Source organism: Cupriavidus sp. KB_39, from assembly GCF_052114485.1.
Lineage (GTDB): Bacteria > Pseudomonadota > Gammaproteobacteria > Burkholderiales > Burkholderiaceae > Cupriavidus.
In genome coordinates, this window is the sequence record NZ_JBFREV010000005.1 from 94484 (window position 1) to 110089 (window position 15606).

Genomic DNA, 15606 nt, shown 5'->3' on the forward strand with positions numbered 1-15606 from the left:
GAGGATTCCCTCGACCTTAGGCCTCAGGCGGGCAGGCGGATGTCGGCCAGATCCCAGCGCGGCGTGACGCCGTAGTCGTAGCCGTGACGGGCCACCTGCGGCGCCGCCTGGAGCCGCATGGCGCCGGCAAACGCGATCATCGCACCGTTATCGGTGCAGAAGGCGAGGTCGGGGTAGTAGACGTCCACCTTGCGGCGGCGGCCCATCTCGTTCAGGCGCTCGCGCAGTTGCTGGTTGGCGCCCACGCCGCCGGCCACCACCAGGCGCTTGTGCCCGGTCTGCTTGAGCGCGGCGAACGACTTGGCCGAAAGCACGTCGACGATGGCATCGACAAAGGCGCGCGCGAGGTTGGCACGATCCTGCTCGCACGGATTCGAAAGCTTGCGGGTTTGTGTCAATACGGCGGTCTTGAGCCCCGCGAACGAGAAATCGAGATTGCCCGAATGGAGCATCGGCCGGGGCAGGTCGAACGCGCCCGGCGAGCCGAACGCGGCCATCCGCGACACTTCCGGGCCACCCGGATAGCCGAGGCCGAGCAGCTTGGCGGTCTTGTCAAAGGCTTCGCCGGCGGCATCGTCGAGGGTCTCGCCCAGCAGCGTGTAGTCGCCCACGCCCTTGACCTCCATCAACTGCGTATGGCCGCCCGAGACCAGCAGCGCGATGAACGGGAAGGGCGGCGGTGCGTCGGTCAGCAGCGGCGAGAGCAGGTGGCCTTCCAGATGATGGACGCCCACCATGGGCACGTTCAGCGCGAATCCGAGTGCGTTGGCGACGGAAGCCCCCACCAGCAGCGCGCCGGCGAGCCCCGGCCCCTGGGTGTAGGCGATGGCGTCGATGTCCTGGCGCGTGCGGCCGGCGTCGTCCAGCACCTGGCGCAGCAGGGGCAGCACGCGGCGGATATGGTCGCGCGAGGCCAGTTCGGGCACCACGCCGCCGTATTCGCGGTGCATGGCGATCTGCGAATGCAGCGCGTGCGCGAGCAGGCCGGCCTCGGTGTCATAGAGGGCCAGCCCGGTTTCATCGCAGGAGGATTCGATACCGAGGACGAGCATGGAAAACAGGAACGGCCAGTGCGATAAACGCTGAATTGGCGTCGATCGTGCCGGCAAGTGCGCATAAATAGGGAAGGACAGCAGGGTAGCACAGCGGCAGGCGGTGCGCCGGCGCGGCTTTTCGCTACAATCCACGCTTCTTGAAAGGCAGGTATGACAACAGGGGCGATGAAGGGCAAGGCCGAGCGGTTCGACGTGGCAGTGCTGGGCGCGGGTGCGGCCGGCATGATGTGTGCCGCCGTGGCCGGGCAGCGCGGGGCGCGTGTGGTGCTGATCGACCACGCGACGCGGCTCGCTGAGAAAATTCGCATCTCGGGCGGTGGCCGCTGCAATTTCACCAATCTCCAGGCCGGCCCGGCCAACTACCTGTCATCGAACCCGCATTTCTGCCGGTCGGCGCTGGCGCGCTACACCCCGCAGGACTTCCTGGCGCTGATGCGCCGGTATGACATCGGCTGGCATGAGAAACATCGCGGCCAGCTGTTCTGTAATAACAGCGCCGAGGACGTGATCCAGATGCTGCGCGCCGAATGTGACGCGGGCAGCGTGCACTGGCGCACCGGCTGCACCATCGATGAGATTCGCCGCGAAGGCGATGACTATCTGCTGCTGACCACGCAGGGCACGGTCCGCGCCGGTGCGGTGGTCGTGGCGACGGGTGGTTTGTCGATCCCGAAGATCGGCGCCACCGATTTTGGCTATCGCATCGCCCGCCAGTTCGGGCTCAAGATGATCGATACGCGGCCCGCCCTGGTGCCGCTTACGTTCGATGGTCAGGCGTGGCAGCCCTTCGTGCCGCTTGCGGGAGTGTCGATGGAAGTCGACATCAGCACCGGCAGCGGCAAGGCGGCCGGCGCGTTCAAGGAAGATCTGCTGTGGACGCACCGCGGGCTGTCCGGCCCGGCCGTGCTGCAGATTTCCAGCTTCTGGCGCCCCGGCACGCCGATCGAGATCGATCTGTTCGATGGCGAGGATGCCGCCGACTGGCTGATCGGACATAAAAAGGGCAGCCGCAAGCATCTGGCGAACCTGCTCGGCGAACGCCTGCCGTCGCGGCTGGCCGACGCATGGTGCGCGGCGGCCGGCCTGCCGGGCGCCCAGCCGGTGGCGGACCTGCCGGACAAGGCGCTGCGCCAGCTTGGCGACGCGCTGAACCGCTGGCAACTGGTGCCCTCGGGCACCGAGGGCTACAAGAAGGCCGAAGTGACGATCGGCGGCGTGGACACGCGCGGGCTGTCCTCCGCCACGATGATGGCGCGCGAGGTGGACGGGCTCTACTTCATCGGCGAGGTGGTCGACGTGACCGGCTGGCTGGGCGGCTACAACTTCCAGTGGGCCTGGGCATCGGCCGTCGCGGCCGGCGAAGCAGTGGCGGAAGCATCACGTGGCGCGAGCGCTGTGGCGTAGCCGGCACGGTCCGTCCAGGCGGGGCCGATGCGCGTGCAGCGTCACAGGCCTTGCGCTACAATCGGCGCTCTCATCACGCTGGCAAGGGCTGGCAGCCGGCAGTCTCTTCTTTCCTTTTTGGCCAAATGACGACGATTCGCCTCAAAGAAAATGAACCGTTCGAAGTCGCGATGCGCCGCTTCAAGCGCACCATCGAGAAGAACGGGCTGATTACCGAACTGCGCGCGCGAGAGTTTTACGAGAAGCCGACCGCCGAGCGCAAGCGTAAGCGGGATGCCGCGGTGAAGCGCCATTACAAGCGCATCCGCAGCCAGACGCTGCCCAAGAAGCTCTACTGATCGCGCCTTGCGTCAGCTCCGAACCCGCTGCGGGCATGGCTCCGGCGGGTTTTTGCGTTAAGGTCCAATTATCGGTCCGGGCGACGCCGCGCTGGCGCGCGCCTGGTTGCTGTCCATCCATTCTTTCGGAAATCTGCCATGTCCCTCAAAGCCCGCATCAACGACGACATGAAGGCCGCCATGCGCGCCCGTGAATCCGAGCGGCTCGGCACCATCCGCCTGCTCATGGCCGCTATCAAGCAGCGCGAGGTGGATGATCGTGTGGAGCTGGATGACGCCGGCATCACCGCCGTCGTGGACAAGATGCTCAAGCAGCGCAAGGACTCCATCTCGCAGTTCGAGCAGGCCGGCCGTACCGACCTCGCTGACAAGGAGAAGGCCGAGGTGGAAGTGCTGACCGCCTATATGCCGGCCCAACTGTCCGAGGCCGAAGTGGCTGCCGAAGTCCAGAAGGCCGTGACCGAGTCCGGCGCGGCCGGTCCGCAGGACATGGGCAAGGTCATGGGCTTGGTCAAGGCGCGCCTGGCAGGCCGCGCCGACATGACGGCCGTCTCGGCGCTGGTCAAGGCGGCGCTGACGGGCAAGTGATCGACTGGCAATCGGCAAATTCTGGATGTTGGCGTGGCGTTGGGCGAAGAAGCCGTCAGGTTGACGGGGCTTGGCGATGAAAGCCCGGTTTTTCGGGCGCCACGTTGCATCTGCACTACAATGATTCGATAGCCACCGGGCGACGTTCCGGTCACGCATTCACAGAAAAGCGGTCGCCAACGCGGCAGGCCGCCCTCCATCAGGACGGTCAGTCGGGTGATTCCGCAATCCTTTATTCAGGACCTGCTCAACCGTGTCGACATTGTCGATGTGGTGGGCAAGTATGTGCAGCTGAAGAAGGGCGGCGCCAATTTCATGGGCCTCTGCCCGTTCCATAACGAGAAATCCCCGTCGTTCACGGTGTCGCCGACGAAGCAGTTCTATCACTGCTTTGGCTGCGGCGCACATGGCTCGGCCATCGGCTTCCTGATGGAGTATTCGGGCCAGTCCTATCCCGATGCGGTGCGCGAGCTGGCGCAGTCCGTGGGGGTGACGGTGCCCGAGGAGCGCGACCGCCTGCCGCCGGCCCAGCGTGCCGAGCAGCAGGCCAAGACCGTGGCGTTGTCCGATGCCATGACGCGCGCCACCGAGTTCTATCGCAAGCAACTGCGCGGGGCGCCGCAGGCCATCCAGTACCTCAAGGGGCGGGGCCTGACCGGCGAGATCGCGGCGAATTTTGGCCTGGGCTACGCGCCGGACGACTGGCAGGGCCTGGAAGCCGTCTTCGGCAGCTACCGGGACGACAATGTGGCTGCCCCGTTGGTCGAGGGCGGGTTGCTGATCGAGTCGAGCGAGAAGCGCGATGCCGACGGCAAGCCGCGCCGCTATGACCGCTTCCGCGACCGCATCATGTTCCCCATCCGCAACACCAAGGGGAATGTGATCGGCTTTGGGGGCCGGGTGATGGGTCAGGGTGAGCCAAAATACCTGAACTCCCCGGAAACGCCGCTCTTCAGCAAGGGAACGGAGCTGTACGGCTTGTTCGAGGCCCGGCACGCCATCCGCGAAAATGGCTACGTGTTGGTGGTGGAAGGCTATATGGATGTGGTGGCGTTGGCCCAGTTGGGCTTCGCCAATGCCGTGGCCACGCTTGGCACCGCGTGCACGACCGTGCACGTGCAGAAGCTGTTGCGCCAGACCGACGCAGTGGTGTTCTCGTTCGATGGCGACTCTGCGGGCCGGCGCGCGGCGAGGCGGGCGTTGGAAGCGTGTTTGCCGCACGTTGCCGACAACAAGACGATCCGTTTCCTGTTTTTACCGTCAGAACACGATCCTGACAGCTATGTACGGGAAGAGGGCACCGATGCCTTCGCCCGGCAAGTGCAGACCGCGATGCCGCTGTCGCGCTTCCTGCTCCAGGTGGTCACCGAGGAACAGGACCTGCGCCAGCCCGAGGGCCGCGCCCGTGCCCAGTACGAGGCCAAGCCGCTGCTCCAGTCGATGCCGGCCGGCGGATTGCGCCTACAGATCGTGCGCGAACTTGCCGATGCTACCGGTACGACACCTGCCGAGATCGAGGCCGTGTGCGGATTGGGCAGCGATTCGTCGCGGGTGGGGCGTTTCGCCCAGCCCAGGCCGCGCGCGCGCCGTCAGGCGCCGACCGGGCTGGAGCAGCGCGTGATTCAGTTGCTGATGAGCTATCCGTCGCTCGCTGGGCGTCTCGATGCCGATACGCGGGCGCTGCTGCTAGACAGTACAAGGCCGGAGGCCGAAGTACTCGCTCACTTGGTGGATGCCTGTGATGGCCTCCAGGGGGCGGTGAACTTCGCGGCATTCAGCGAGCATCTGGCGCAAACGCCCTATGCCGAGGTCTACGCGGGAGCCCGGACGGCGGTGCTCAAGGAAGAAATCGAGGAAGAGCCGGCGACGATGGAATTCGACGGCGCCATCCACAAATTATTGGCGGAACCCCTGCAGCGCGAGTTGGAAGCGCTCCAAAAGGCAGTTTCGGCCGGTGGGGCCAGCGACGCGGAAAAAACCCGCATGGTCTGGCTGGTGGCCGAGGTGCAGCGGCGCCGCCAGCTTGGCTTGCGGCCCGCCACGGCCGATGGAGCCTGAGCTGGCAGGGTGTTGAACAGGATGCAGTGGAAAGGTGAAATGGGGGCTTGAGTGCACAACGGTAGGTGTCCAGACGGGGATATCTGGCGCTTGTCCGGTGCTTAAGCCTTGATTTTTCAGGTGAAAACCTTACCTGAGTGGAAGCCGGGTGTTGGTGACGTGCTACAATGCCCGGTTTGGATTGCGAAATCTCTCTCCAGTACTGGCGAAAGTGAGCGTGCCAATGGCAAAGGCCAAAGCAACCGAAAGGGTAGCCGATAAGGCGCCCTCCAAAGCTCCCCAATCAGGGAGCGGCAAGGCGTCCGTGAATACAACGGCGGCGAAGACTTCGACCGCGACAGTCAGGACGACAACAGCCCGGTCTGCGCCAGCAAAGCCCGCGCACGGTGCAACTGCACCGGCAGGGACCACTTCCGCCAGGAATCGCATATCCGAAAAGACAAAGCCCTCGACTTCGGCACGCGAGAGCGGCGATAGCGCCAATACGAGCGGCATGCATGCCGCTTCTGCACCCGTGAAAGGCAAGAGTATCACCGTGGCGAAACAGCAGAATACCGAAGTCGAGAGCAAGCGTGCGGCAACGACGGCCAGCACCCGGAACGGAGCCGCCAAGACTGGCGCTGCCGCCGTGGCGCCAAAGGCCCGTGCCGCGACTCCCGCACCCGTTGCATCCGAGCCTCCCGCTGCCCCGGCCGTCAAGCCGGAGCCCAAGAAGCGTGGCCGCAAGCCCAAGGCCGAGATGCAGCAAGACGACAGCACCCCTGAAGACGTGACTGAAGAGTTTTACGAAAACGACGCGCCAGCGGCCGCCGCACCCGCCGCCACCGCTGCGCCCAAGACCGAGAAGCAGAAGGCCAAGGACCGCAAGGCCAAGGAAAAGGCGCTGCTCAAGGAGTTCGCCTCGACCCAGCAGGGCACCGAGGAGGAACTCGAGGTCCGCCGCCAGAAGCTCAAGGCGCTGATCAAGCTCGGTAAGTCGCGCGGCTACCTGACCTACGCGGAAATCAACGATCACCTGCCGGACGACATGGTCGATTCGGAAACGATCGACACGCTGGTCGCCACGCTGAACGACATCGGCATCGCCGTCTACGAGCAGGCGCCGGACGCCGAAACGCTGCTGCTCAACGACAACGCGCCGTCCGCCACGAGCGAGGAAGAGGCTGAGGAAGAGGCGGAAGCCGCACTTTCGACCGTCGATTCCGAATTCGGCCGCACCACCGACCCGGTCCGCATGTACATGCGCGAAATGGGCACGGTGGAGCTGCTGACGCGCGAGGGCGAAATCGAGATCGCCAAGCGGATCGAAGCGGGCCTGAAGGACATGGTCATGGCCATCTCGGCCTGCCCGGTCACGATTTCCGAGATCCTGGCGCACGCCGAGCGCGTGGCGAACGACGAGATCAAGATCGACGAGTTCGTCGATGGCCTGATCGACCCGAACGCCGACGACGTGGCGGTAGCAGCCCCGGCTGCGGCCGCAGCGGCAGCCGAGGAGGAAGATGTCGAGTCCGACGAGGAAAGCGACGGCGACGAGGAAGACGAGGACGACAGCGCTGCTGGCGGCGCGGCTTCCGCACGTCAACTGGAAGAACTGAAGCAGAACGCGCTGGAGAAATTCCGCGTGATCGCCGAGCAGTTCGACAAGATGCGCCGTGCCTTCGAGAAGGAAGGCTACAAGTCCAAACCGTACGTGAAGGCGCAGGAAGCGATCCAGGCCGAACTGATGGGCATCCGCTTCACCGCGCGTAACGTGGAGCGCCTGTGCGACACGCTGCGTGGCCAGGTGGATGAGGTGCGCAAGCTCGAACGCGCGATCCTGAACATCGTCGTGGACAAGTGCGGCATGCCGCGCTCGGACTTCGTCGCCCGCTTCCCGGGCAACGAGACGAACCTGGACTGGATCGAGACCGTGGTGGCCGACCACAAGGGCTACAGCACGATCGTCGAGCGTAACGTGCCGGCCGTGCACGAACTGCAGCAGAAGCTGATCGACCTGCAGGCGCGCGTGGTGCTGCCGCTGAAGGAGCTGAAGGACGTCAACCGCAAGATGTCCGAGGGCGAGAAGCGCGCCCGCGAGGCCAAGCGCGAGATGACCGAGGCCAACCTGCGTCTGGTGATCTCGATCGCCAAGAAGTACACGAACCGTGGCCTGCAGTTCCTGGATCTGATCCAGGAAGGCAACATCGGCCTGATGAAGGCGGTGGACAAGTTCGAATACCGTCGCGGCTACAAGTTCTCCACGTACGCCACGTGGTGGATCCGCCAGGCCATTACGCGTTCGATCGCGGATCAGGCACGCACGATCCGGATTCCGGTGCACATGATCGAAACGATCAACAAGATGAACCGGATTTCGCGTCAGATCCTGCAGGAAACGGGCAACGAGCCCGATCCGGCAACGCTGGCCGAAAAGATGGAGATGCCGGAGGACAAGATCCGCAAGATCATGAAGATCGCGAAGGAGCCGATCTCCATGGAAACGCCGATCGGTGACGACGACGACTCGCATCTGGGCGACTTCATCGAAGACACGAACACGCTGGCGCCGGCCGAGGCCGCGCTGCATGGTTCGATGCGCGACGTGGTGAAGGACGTGCTGGACAGCCTGACGCCGCGCGAGGCCAAGGTGCTGCGGATGCGTTTCGGCATCGAAATGAGCACGGACCACACGCTGGAAGAAGTGGGCAAGCAGTTCGACGTGACGCGTGAACGGATTCGCCAGATCGAGGCCAAGGCACTGCGCAAGCTGCGCCACCCGAGCCGCTCCGACAAGCTGAAGAGCTTCCTGGAAGGCAACTAAGCCCTCCAAGGGCCTCTAGCTCATGCCTGGTTAGAGCAGCGGACTCATAATCCGTTGGTGCCGTGTTCGACTCACGGGAGGCCCACCAACTTACGTGGTAGTAAAAAAGGGGTTACGGTTGATGCCGTAACCCCTTTTTTATTGCGGATGCAGCGCGCTATGGGTTCGAGGGCACCGGCGTCTCGTCAAATGTTGGCCCGCTGCGGAGCGTATCCAGCGTCCATTTTTTGCCGATTTTCAGCTTTTGCCAGGTTTCCTTCGGCTTTTGGGATTCCCCATCGCTGCGGATTGCGCGCTGCATGCCTGTCAGCAGATTCGTGCTAACGATGTCTTCCGCCCCCGAGGCGCGGTGGCGGTGATAGTACTCATAGCCGATCAGGCGCATGGCCGCGTCTTCGTAGCGGAACTTGTATTGGGTGGTGCTCATGCTCCAGCTGCCCGCACTCATCCACATCCTGAACTGGACATTGAGCAGGCCGCGCTGAATATCGATGCTGTCGAACGGATCGTCCGCCATTGGATTATCGTGGACGGGAATGAAGTTGTTGTTCTGCGTGAGTTTTCGGAAACCGCCAGCGGGGTTCGCCAAGGCGATGACCAGCATGCGCGGATTTTGGTCTACCTCTGGCTCGCCCAGTCCCTCGTTCTTCCATTGGTAAGCCTTGTCGGTACCTTGGAGGACGATGGCCAAATCAGGCTTCCCGTCGTGATTGAGGTCACCTTCGGCAGTGCCGAGCACCTTCCATCCGTTCGGTACAAAATCGGCCGCCGTTTTCCCGCCCGGCACAACCGACGGATAAACATACGGCGGAAACTCCTGCTCCCCGCAGCCAAAACTCACGGCTGGCGCTATGGCGGCGGCAATCAGGAGAAGCGTCTTCACATTGCTAAACGGCCTGGAAAGTGTCATCGCGCTCTGGGTGTGAATGGAAAGAACGCGGACGCTATCACGCCGCAAATGCGGCGCCTATCGCACAACTACGAAAGCGCGCCGCCGAGCCGCCAAACCACCCTTAACCCGCCACGGCCGGCAGCCGGAACGATGCCACCGTCGTGCGCAGCACCCCGGCCTGTTCCTCCAGCGCCTGCGCCGCCGAGGCGGCTTCTTCCACCAGTGCGGCGTTTTGCTGCGTGACCTGGTCCATCTGGGTCACGGCCAGACTGACTTGCTCGATGCCGGCGCTCTGTTCGGTCGATGCCGCGCTGATCTCGCCCATGATGTCCGTCACGCGGCGCACGGCCTGGACCACGTCGCTCATCGTCGCGCCGGCCTGGTCGACCTGGCGTGTGCCGGCTTCGACCTCGCTCACCGTTTCATTAATCAGCTGCACGATTTCCTTGGCGGCGGTAGCCGAGCGCTGCGCCAGCGCGCGCACCTCGCCCGCCACGACGGCGAAGCCGCGGCCCTGTTCACCGGCGCGCGCCGCTTCCACGGCGGCGTTGAGCGCCAGGATGTTGGTCTGGAAGGCGATGCCTTCGATCACTCCGGTAATATCGCCAATTTTGCGCGAGGCGAGCTGGATATCGCGCATGGTGTCCACCACCCGGCGCACGTCCTCGCCGCCGCGCGAGGCGGTGTCGGACGCCTGCGTGGCCAGCGCATTGGCCTGTCGCGCGTTGTCCGCGTTCTGCTTCACGATGGACGTCAGTTCTTCCATGCTGGCGGCGGTCTGCTCGAGCGCGCTCGCCTGTTCCTCGGTCCGTTGCGAGAGGTCGAGGTTGCCGGCGGCAATCTGCTGCGTGGCGCTGGCGATGGCATCGCTGCCGCCACGCATGGTCTGGATGGCGCTTACCAGGCCGCGCTGCATCTCCTGCAGGCCGCGCGTCAGGGCGCCCATCTCGTCCTCGCTGGTTACGCGGATGGTCTGGGTCAGGTTGCCCCGAGAAATTTCGCTGAAGTTCTCAAGCATGCGGCCCAGCGGCGCCGAGATCGCGCGTTGCAGGCCGACCGCACAACCCAGTGCGGCGATGATGCCCAGGCCGATGGCACCGGCCACCATCCATTGGAAGCGCTGCGCGCGGGCCGTGGCGTGCTCGTACATCGCCTTGGCCTGGTCGCTCTGGTTGCGCTCGAGGGCGTCCACGGCGGCGGTCAGTGCGACGAACAGCGGCGGAATCGTCACCATCACCGCCTTGTCGGCGCCGGCGGCGTCGTTGGCGCGCAGCGCGGCGATCAGCGGCTCCACGCCATCGCGCAGGAAGGTCGCCCGCTTGCCTTCCACCTCGGCGGTCAGGCGCTTTTCCTCTTCCGTTTTCGGAAGTGCCTGATATTTGCTCCACGCGGCCTCGGACTTCAGCCGATAGGTCAGCGCCTTCTCGATGGTGACCGGCACGTCGGCGGCATCCGGGTGGAACACGGCGCGATCCAGTGTGGTGCGGATCACGGCGGCGTTGAGCTGGGACTTGGCCACCAGCGCCGTGGAGGCCAGCTGGTTGGTGTAGATCTCGTGGATATCGGCGCGGGAATCGCGCATGCCCACCGCGCCGATGATGCCGATGACTGTGAGCAGGGTCCCAAGCAGGGCAAGCGCGGCGTTGAGACGTAGGCGGATGGAGAGCTTGTTGAACATGGCACGGCCAGGTTGATGACGATGACGCCTTTAACGGTCGCCAACCTGATCCGCTGAAGCCCCGATTGACAATGTCGACAAAGGTCGACAGGAATTCAGCAGCGCCCCACAAAACCGTTGGCATCCGTACGTGCCCAACGCATCATATGGGGATCGGAATTTCCCTATGACTGTCCTTCCACGGAGCGCAGAAACATGAGACTGATCGGTATGCTCGATTCCCCGTACGTGCGGCGCGCGGCCATCTCGCTGGCCTTGCTCGACGTGCCGTTCCGGCATGAATCAGTATCGGTGTTCAGCACCTTCGAGCAGTTCCGGGCGATCAATCCGGTGGTCAAGGCGCCTTCGCTGGTCTGCGACGACGGCACCGTGCTGATGGATTCCACGCTGATCATCGACTACGCGGAAGCGGTGGCACGGCGCAGTCTCATGCCGTCTGAGCTGGGCGCGCGCCAGCGGGCGCTGCGCATCATCGGCCTGGCGCTGGCCGCGTGCGAAAAGGCCGTGCAGGATGTCTACGAGCACAACCTGCGCCCGGCCGAGAAGCAGCACCAGCCCTGGCTGGACCGCGTGGACGGGCAGCTCGCTCGCGCCTATGCGCTGCTGGAACAGGAAATTTCAACCTGCGCCGTGCCGGCCGATGCCAGCACGCTGACCCAGGCGGACGTGACCACCGCTGTGGTCTGGACCTTCACCCAGACGCTGCTGCCGGGAAGGGTGACGCCGGCGCAACATCCGTCGCTCGCGGCATTCACCGCCGCCTTAGAGCAATTCGACGTTTTCCGCAATTGGCCACACGCCTGAAGGTGCGCCCGTTCGGAGGTGCGATACCCCACCAATTTCCCCACAAATGGGTGATGTCGGCGGAGGGACCTTCGCGCAAGATAGTCCCGGGGCAACAGGATCCTTGCCCCGCTACCACTTCAGCCCCGCGACCTCCCCGGCCTGCGGGGCTCTTTCATTCCGGGGTCCGGTTTCGGATGCTTCCTATCGGGCGCGCAGGATCGCCTCGATCTTCTCCGCCGCCGCGCGCAGTGGGGGCAAGTAGTGCGATTCCAGATAGGCCTGGTTGCGGCTGCCCAGCACCATGCTGAGCCCCAGGCCGGCCACGGTCTTGCCGGTCTGGTCGCGTAGCGGCACGGAGATCCCGGCGAAGCCATCGACCAGTTCACTGATCAGCGTGCAGAAGCCATCCGCTCGAACTTGTTCGAGCTTGCGCGCCAGCGCCGCCCGCGAGTCGATCGTGAACGGCGTCAGCTTGCGCAGTTCGGCGGATTCCAGATAGGTCACCAGCGCCGCGTCGTCCAGCCCCGCCAGCAGCACGCGGCCCAGCGAGTGGGCGTAGGCGGGCATGCGGCGGCCGATGGCCATGTCCACGCGCAGCATCTGGCTCGGCTCCTCGCGCGCCACCAGCACCACCGAGTCGCGGTCGAACATGCCGATCGAGCAGCTTTCGCCCGCCTCGGCACAGAGCGCCTGCAAATAGGGCCGGGCCAGTTGCGGCAGGTTCATCGAGGCAAAGTAGGCATAGCCGAGGTCCATCACCTTGGGCGTCAGCGCAAAGTAACGGCCGTCCTGCGCCAGGTAGCCGTTGTGCTCGAGCGTCAGCAGCAGCCGGCGCGCGGCGGCGCGGGTCACGTCAAGTTGCTCGGCCACTTCCTGCATGGTCAGCCGTTCCACGCCGCTCGCGTACAGGCGCAGCAGCGCCAGCCCCTTGGTGAGCGAATCGAGCAGCTCGTCCTTTTTCGGGGCGTCGTGGGGAACGTCGTTGGCAGCGGTGGCGTCGGAGCGCGTCATGCGAGGGTCGGGAAGGGCCGATAAAGGGCCAGATGAAGGGGAAAGTCAGGGTTTGTCGGGATGCGGCGCACACTTGCGTCCGGGCGTCCGATCCGTATGATAGGCGTTTTGCGAACATTTGTTCGGGAATCGTGGGTCAGTAGAAACCACGACACAAGAAGAACCAGGAGACAGCAATGAAGGTGATCACCACCCGGCAGGCGGCCGAGCTTGTCCAGAGCGGCTGGACCGTGGCCAGCGCAGGCTTCGTGGGCGCTGGGCATGCCGAGGGCGTGACCGAGGCGCTGGAGTCGCGCTTCCTGCAGGACGGCCTTCCGCGAGACCTGACGCTGGTCTATTCGGCCGGCCAGGGCGACCGCGGCGCGCGCGGGGTGAATCACTTCGGCAATGCCGGCATGACCCGGGCCATCGTCGGCGGTCACTGGCGCTCGGCCACGCGGCTGGCCACGCTTGCCATGAACGAGGACTGCGAGGGCTTCAACCTGCCGCAGGGCGTGCTGACCCACTTGTATCGGGCCATCGCCGGCGGCAAGCCGGGCGTGATGACGAAGGTCGGCCTCCATACCTTCGTCGATCCGCGCACCGCGCAGGATGCGCGCTACCACGGCGGCGCCATCAACCAGCGCGCGCACGACGCCATCGCGGCAGGCCGCGCCAACTGGGTCGAAGCGGTCGATTTCCGGGGCGACGAATACCTGTTCTATCCGAGCTTTCCGATTCATTGCGCGCTGATCCGCTGCACCGCCTCGGACACGCGCGGCAACCTGAGCACGCATCGCGAGGCGTTCCACCACGAGCTGCTGGCGATGGCGCAGGCCGCGCACAACTCGGGCGGCATCGTGATCGCGCAAGTGGAGTCGATCGTCGATTACCACGAGAACCTCCAGGCCATTCACGTGCCGGGCATCCTCGTCGATTACGTGGTGGTCAGCGAGGAGCCGGCGCACCATCAGATGACGTTCGCCGAGACCTATAACGCCGCCTATGTCACGCCGTGGCGCGGGGAGGCCGCTGCGGCGGCCGAAGCGGCCCGCGAGGCCGAGGCGCTGCCGGCCACCGCCGCGCCGCTCGACGCCCGCACCATCGTCCAGCGCCGCGCCGCGATGGAGATCGCGCGCCGCCAGCCGCGCGTGGTCAACCTCGGCGTGGGCATGCCCGCCGCCGTGGGCGCGCTCGCGCACCAGGCCGGGCTCGGCGGCTTCACGCTGACCGTGGAGGCGGGCCCCATCGGCGGCACGCCGGCGGATGGCCTGAGCTTCGGCGCCTCCGCCTACCCCGAGGCCGTGGTGGACCAGCCAGCCCAGTTCGATTTCTACGAGGGCGGCGGCATCGACCTGGCCATCCTCGGCCTGGCCGAACTCGACGGCCACGGCAACGTCAACGTGAGCAAGTTTGGCGAAGGCGAGGGCGCGCTGATCGCGGGCGTGGGCGGCTTTATCAACATCACCCAGAGCGCCCGCGCGCTGGTCTTCATGGGCACGCTGACGGCGGGCGGACTCGAGATCCGCGTCGAGGACGACCAGCTGCGCATCGTGCGCGAAGGCCGCGTCAAGAAGATCGTGCCCGAGGTGTCTCACCTGAGCTTCAACGGCCCGTACGTGGCCTCGCTCGGCGTGCCGGTGCTGTACGTGACCGAGCGCGCGGTGTTCGAGATGCGCGCCGACGCAAATGGCGAAGCGCGCCTGACGCTGGTGGAAATCGCCCCGGGCATGGACCTGCAGCGCGATGTGCTCGACCAATGCGCCACCCCCGTGGCCGTGGCCGATGACCTGCGCCAGATGGACCCGCGCCTGTTCCGCCCGGGCGTGATGACGCTCTGAATCTCGCGCGGTATCTATTAGTTAGTCAGTCGAAGAAGCAAGCCGGCCACGACCGGCCCATTGGAGGAAACACCGTGCATTACCAACGTCGTCGTTTTACGATTTCCGCGCTCGCGCTGTCCGTCGCCGCCACGCTGCCGCTGCTCGCCGCGCCCGCGCTGGCCCAGCAGGGCTACCCGGACAAGCCGATCCGCCTGATCGTGCCGTTCCCGGCCGGCGGCCCGACCGACACCGCCGCGCGCATCATCGGCCAGAAGATGGGCGAGAGCCTGAAGCAGACCGTGGTGATCGACAACCGCCCGGGCGCCTCGGGCACCATCGGCGCCGAGGCCGTGGCCAAGGCCGCGCCTGATGGCTACACGCTGCTGATGCTGGCCACGCCGACGCTGCTGGCCCCGCACCTGATTCCGCGCAAGAGCTACGACCTGTTCAAGGACCTCACGCCGGTGGGCGCGGCCTATGAGCTGCCGATCGTAATGGTGGTCAATCCGCAGTCGATGCCCGATGTGACCGACCTGCAGCAGTACATCGCCAAGGTCAAGGCCAAGCCCGGCGAGTTCAACTACACCAGCGCCGGTAATGGCAGCTTCGGCCATCTGTCGACGGAACTGCTGAAGAACCTCGGCCATTTCGACGTCCAGCACGTGCCGTACAAGGGCAGCGCGCCGGCGATTTCCGACCTGCTGGCCGGCCAGGTGCCGATGATGTTCGCGGACATGATCGCGGCGCTGCCGCACATCAAGGCCGGCAAGCTGCGGCCGATCGCGGTGGGCTCGGCCAAGCGCGTCAGCTTCACGCCCGATGTGAAGACGGTGGCGGAGCAGGGCTTCCCGGGCTTCGATGCGTCGTCGTGGGGCGGGCTGCTGGTGCCGGCCGGCACGCCGAAGGAGATCGTCGCCAAGCTCTCCGCTGAACTGAAGGCTGCGCTGGCCGATCCGACCGTCCAGCAGAAGATGCTGGGCGCCGGCACGGTGGCGTCCTACATGCCGCCCGATCAGCTCGCCACGCGCATGCGCAACGACTATGCGAAATGGGGCAAGGTGATCAAGGACAACAATATCAAGAGCGACTGAGGCTGGCCGTCGATTCAGACGGCCGTTTGGCGGTTCCTCGCCTATACCGGGGCGGGGGATGGGGCGGACCTTTGCCGATCAACATGTCGAACTTCGTTGA

At 65.3% G+C, this 15606-nt stretch carries 13 protein-coding genes and 1 tRNA gene; 9 read left to right on the forward strand and 5 right to left on the reverse strand.

The genetic code is table 11. The features are described from left to right. Window positions 1-23 precede the first annotated feature (23 nt). Entirely contained in the window at window positions 24-1052 is a 1029-nt protein-coding gene (gene tsaD, locus AB4Z27_RS05550) for a tRNA (adenosine(37)-N6)-threonylcarbamoyltransferase complex transferase subunit TsaD (RefSeq protein WP_092290352.1), read from the reverse strand. Between the two features lie 153 nt (window positions 1053-1205). Between tsaD and AB4Z27_RS05555 the strand changes: the two genes are divergently transcribed. From AB4Z27_RS05555 to dnaG, 4 genes are all read left to right on the forward strand, one after another. Next, a complete protein-coding gene (locus AB4Z27_RS05555) occupies window positions 1206-2459 on the forward strand; it encodes an NAD(P)/FAD-dependent oxidoreductase (protein ID WP_441644030.1) in 1254 nt (417 codons plus the stop codon). Between the two features lie 125 nt (window positions 2460-2584). Continuing rightward, window positions 2585-2797: a 30S ribosomal protein S21 gene (gene rpsU / locus AB4Z27_RS05560; RefSeq protein ID WP_092290348.1), complete on the forward strand. Its 213-nt coding sequence runs from the start codon at window positions 2585-2587 to the stop codon at window positions 2795-2797. 138 nt (window positions 2798-2935) lie between these two features. Continuing rightward, window positions 2936-3385, forward strand: coding sequence for a GatB/YqeY domain-containing protein (locus AB4Z27_RS05565; RefSeq protein WP_092290346.1), 450 nt, complete (start codon window positions 2936-2938; stop codon window positions 3383-3385). Between the two features lie 216 nt (window positions 3386-3601). Then, window positions 3602-5443: a DNA primase gene (gene dnaG, locus AB4Z27_RS05570; protein ID WP_092290344.1), complete on the forward strand. Its 1842-nt coding sequence runs from the start codon at window positions 3602-3604 to the stop codon at window positions 5441-5443. A 162-nt stretch (window positions 5444-5605) separates the two neighbouring features. Here dnaG and AB4Z27_RS05575 read toward each other — a convergent pair whose 3' ends face one another. Further along, window positions 5606-5938 (reverse strand): hypothetical protein, encoded by a 333-nt coding sequence (locus tag AB4Z27_RS05575; RefSeq protein ID WP_255370671.1) that lies wholly within the window; start codon window positions 5936-5938, stop codon window positions 5606-5608. On the opposite strand from AB4Z27_RS05575, the gene rpoD reads away from it, so the two are divergent. After that, window positions 5937-8246: an RNA polymerase sigma factor RpoD gene (rpoD, locus tag AB4Z27_RS05580; RefSeq protein WP_255370670.1), complete on the forward strand. Its 2310-nt coding sequence runs from the start codon at window positions 5937-5939 to the stop codon at window positions 8244-8246. The two genes, AB4Z27_RS05575 and rpoD, sit on opposite strands and share 2 nt — an antisense overlap. Before the next feature lie 9 nt (window positions 8247-8255). Continuing rightward, a tRNA-Ile gene (locus tag AB4Z27_RS05585) sits at window positions 8256-8334 on the forward strand. A gap of 69 nt (window positions 8335-8403) precedes the next feature. Here AB4Z27_RS05585 and AB4Z27_RS05590 read toward each other — a convergent pair. Together AB4Z27_RS05590 and AB4Z27_RS05595 are read right to left on the reverse strand one after the other, a co-directional pair. After that, window positions 8404-9129 (reverse strand): hypothetical protein, encoded by a 726-nt coding sequence (locus AB4Z27_RS05590; protein WP_441644031.1) that lies wholly within the window; start codon window positions 9127-9129, stop codon window positions 8404-8406. Window positions 9130-9259: 130 nt separating this feature from the next. Next, window positions 9260-10816 (reverse strand): methyl-accepting chemotaxis protein, encoded by a 1557-nt coding sequence (locus AB4Z27_RS05595; protein WP_441644032.1) that lies wholly within the window; start codon window positions 10814-10816, stop codon window positions 9260-9262. Window positions 10817-11011: 195 nt separating this feature from the next. On the opposite strand from AB4Z27_RS05595, the gene AB4Z27_RS05600 reads away from it, so the two are divergent. Continuing rightward, the gene (locus tag AB4Z27_RS05600) at window positions 11012-11620 is read left to right on the forward strand and encodes a glutathione S-transferase (RefSeq protein WP_441590575.1); all 609 of its coding nucleotides are present in this window, start codon (window positions 11012-11014) and stop codon (window positions 11618-11620) included. 183 nt (window positions 11621-11803) lie between these two features. Here AB4Z27_RS05600 and AB4Z27_RS05605 read toward each other — a convergent pair whose 3' ends face one another. After that, window positions 11804-12613 carry an IclR family transcriptional regulator domain-containing protein gene (locus AB4Z27_RS05605; RefSeq protein WP_441590574.1) on the reverse strand — a complete coding sequence of 270 codons (810 nt, stop codon included), beginning with the start codon at window positions 12611-12613 and terminating at the stop codon, window positions 11804-11806. Window positions 12614-12789: 176 nt separating this feature from the next. Between AB4Z27_RS05605 and AB4Z27_RS05610 the strand changes: the two genes are divergently transcribed. Then, window positions 12790-14433, forward strand: a complete 1644-nt coding sequence (locus AB4Z27_RS05610) for an acyl CoA:acetate/3-ketoacid CoA transferase (RefSeq protein ID WP_441644033.1) — start codon at window positions 12790-12792, stop codon at window positions 14431-14433. A gap of 74 nt (window positions 14434-14507) precedes the next feature. Beyond that, on the forward strand, window positions 14508-15506 hold the full coding sequence (locus AB4Z27_RS05615; protein WP_092290332.1) for a Bug family tripartite tricarboxylate transporter substrate binding protein: 999 nt from the start codon (window positions 14508-14510) through the stop codon (window positions 15504-15506). Window positions 15507-15606 lie beyond the last annotated feature (100 nt).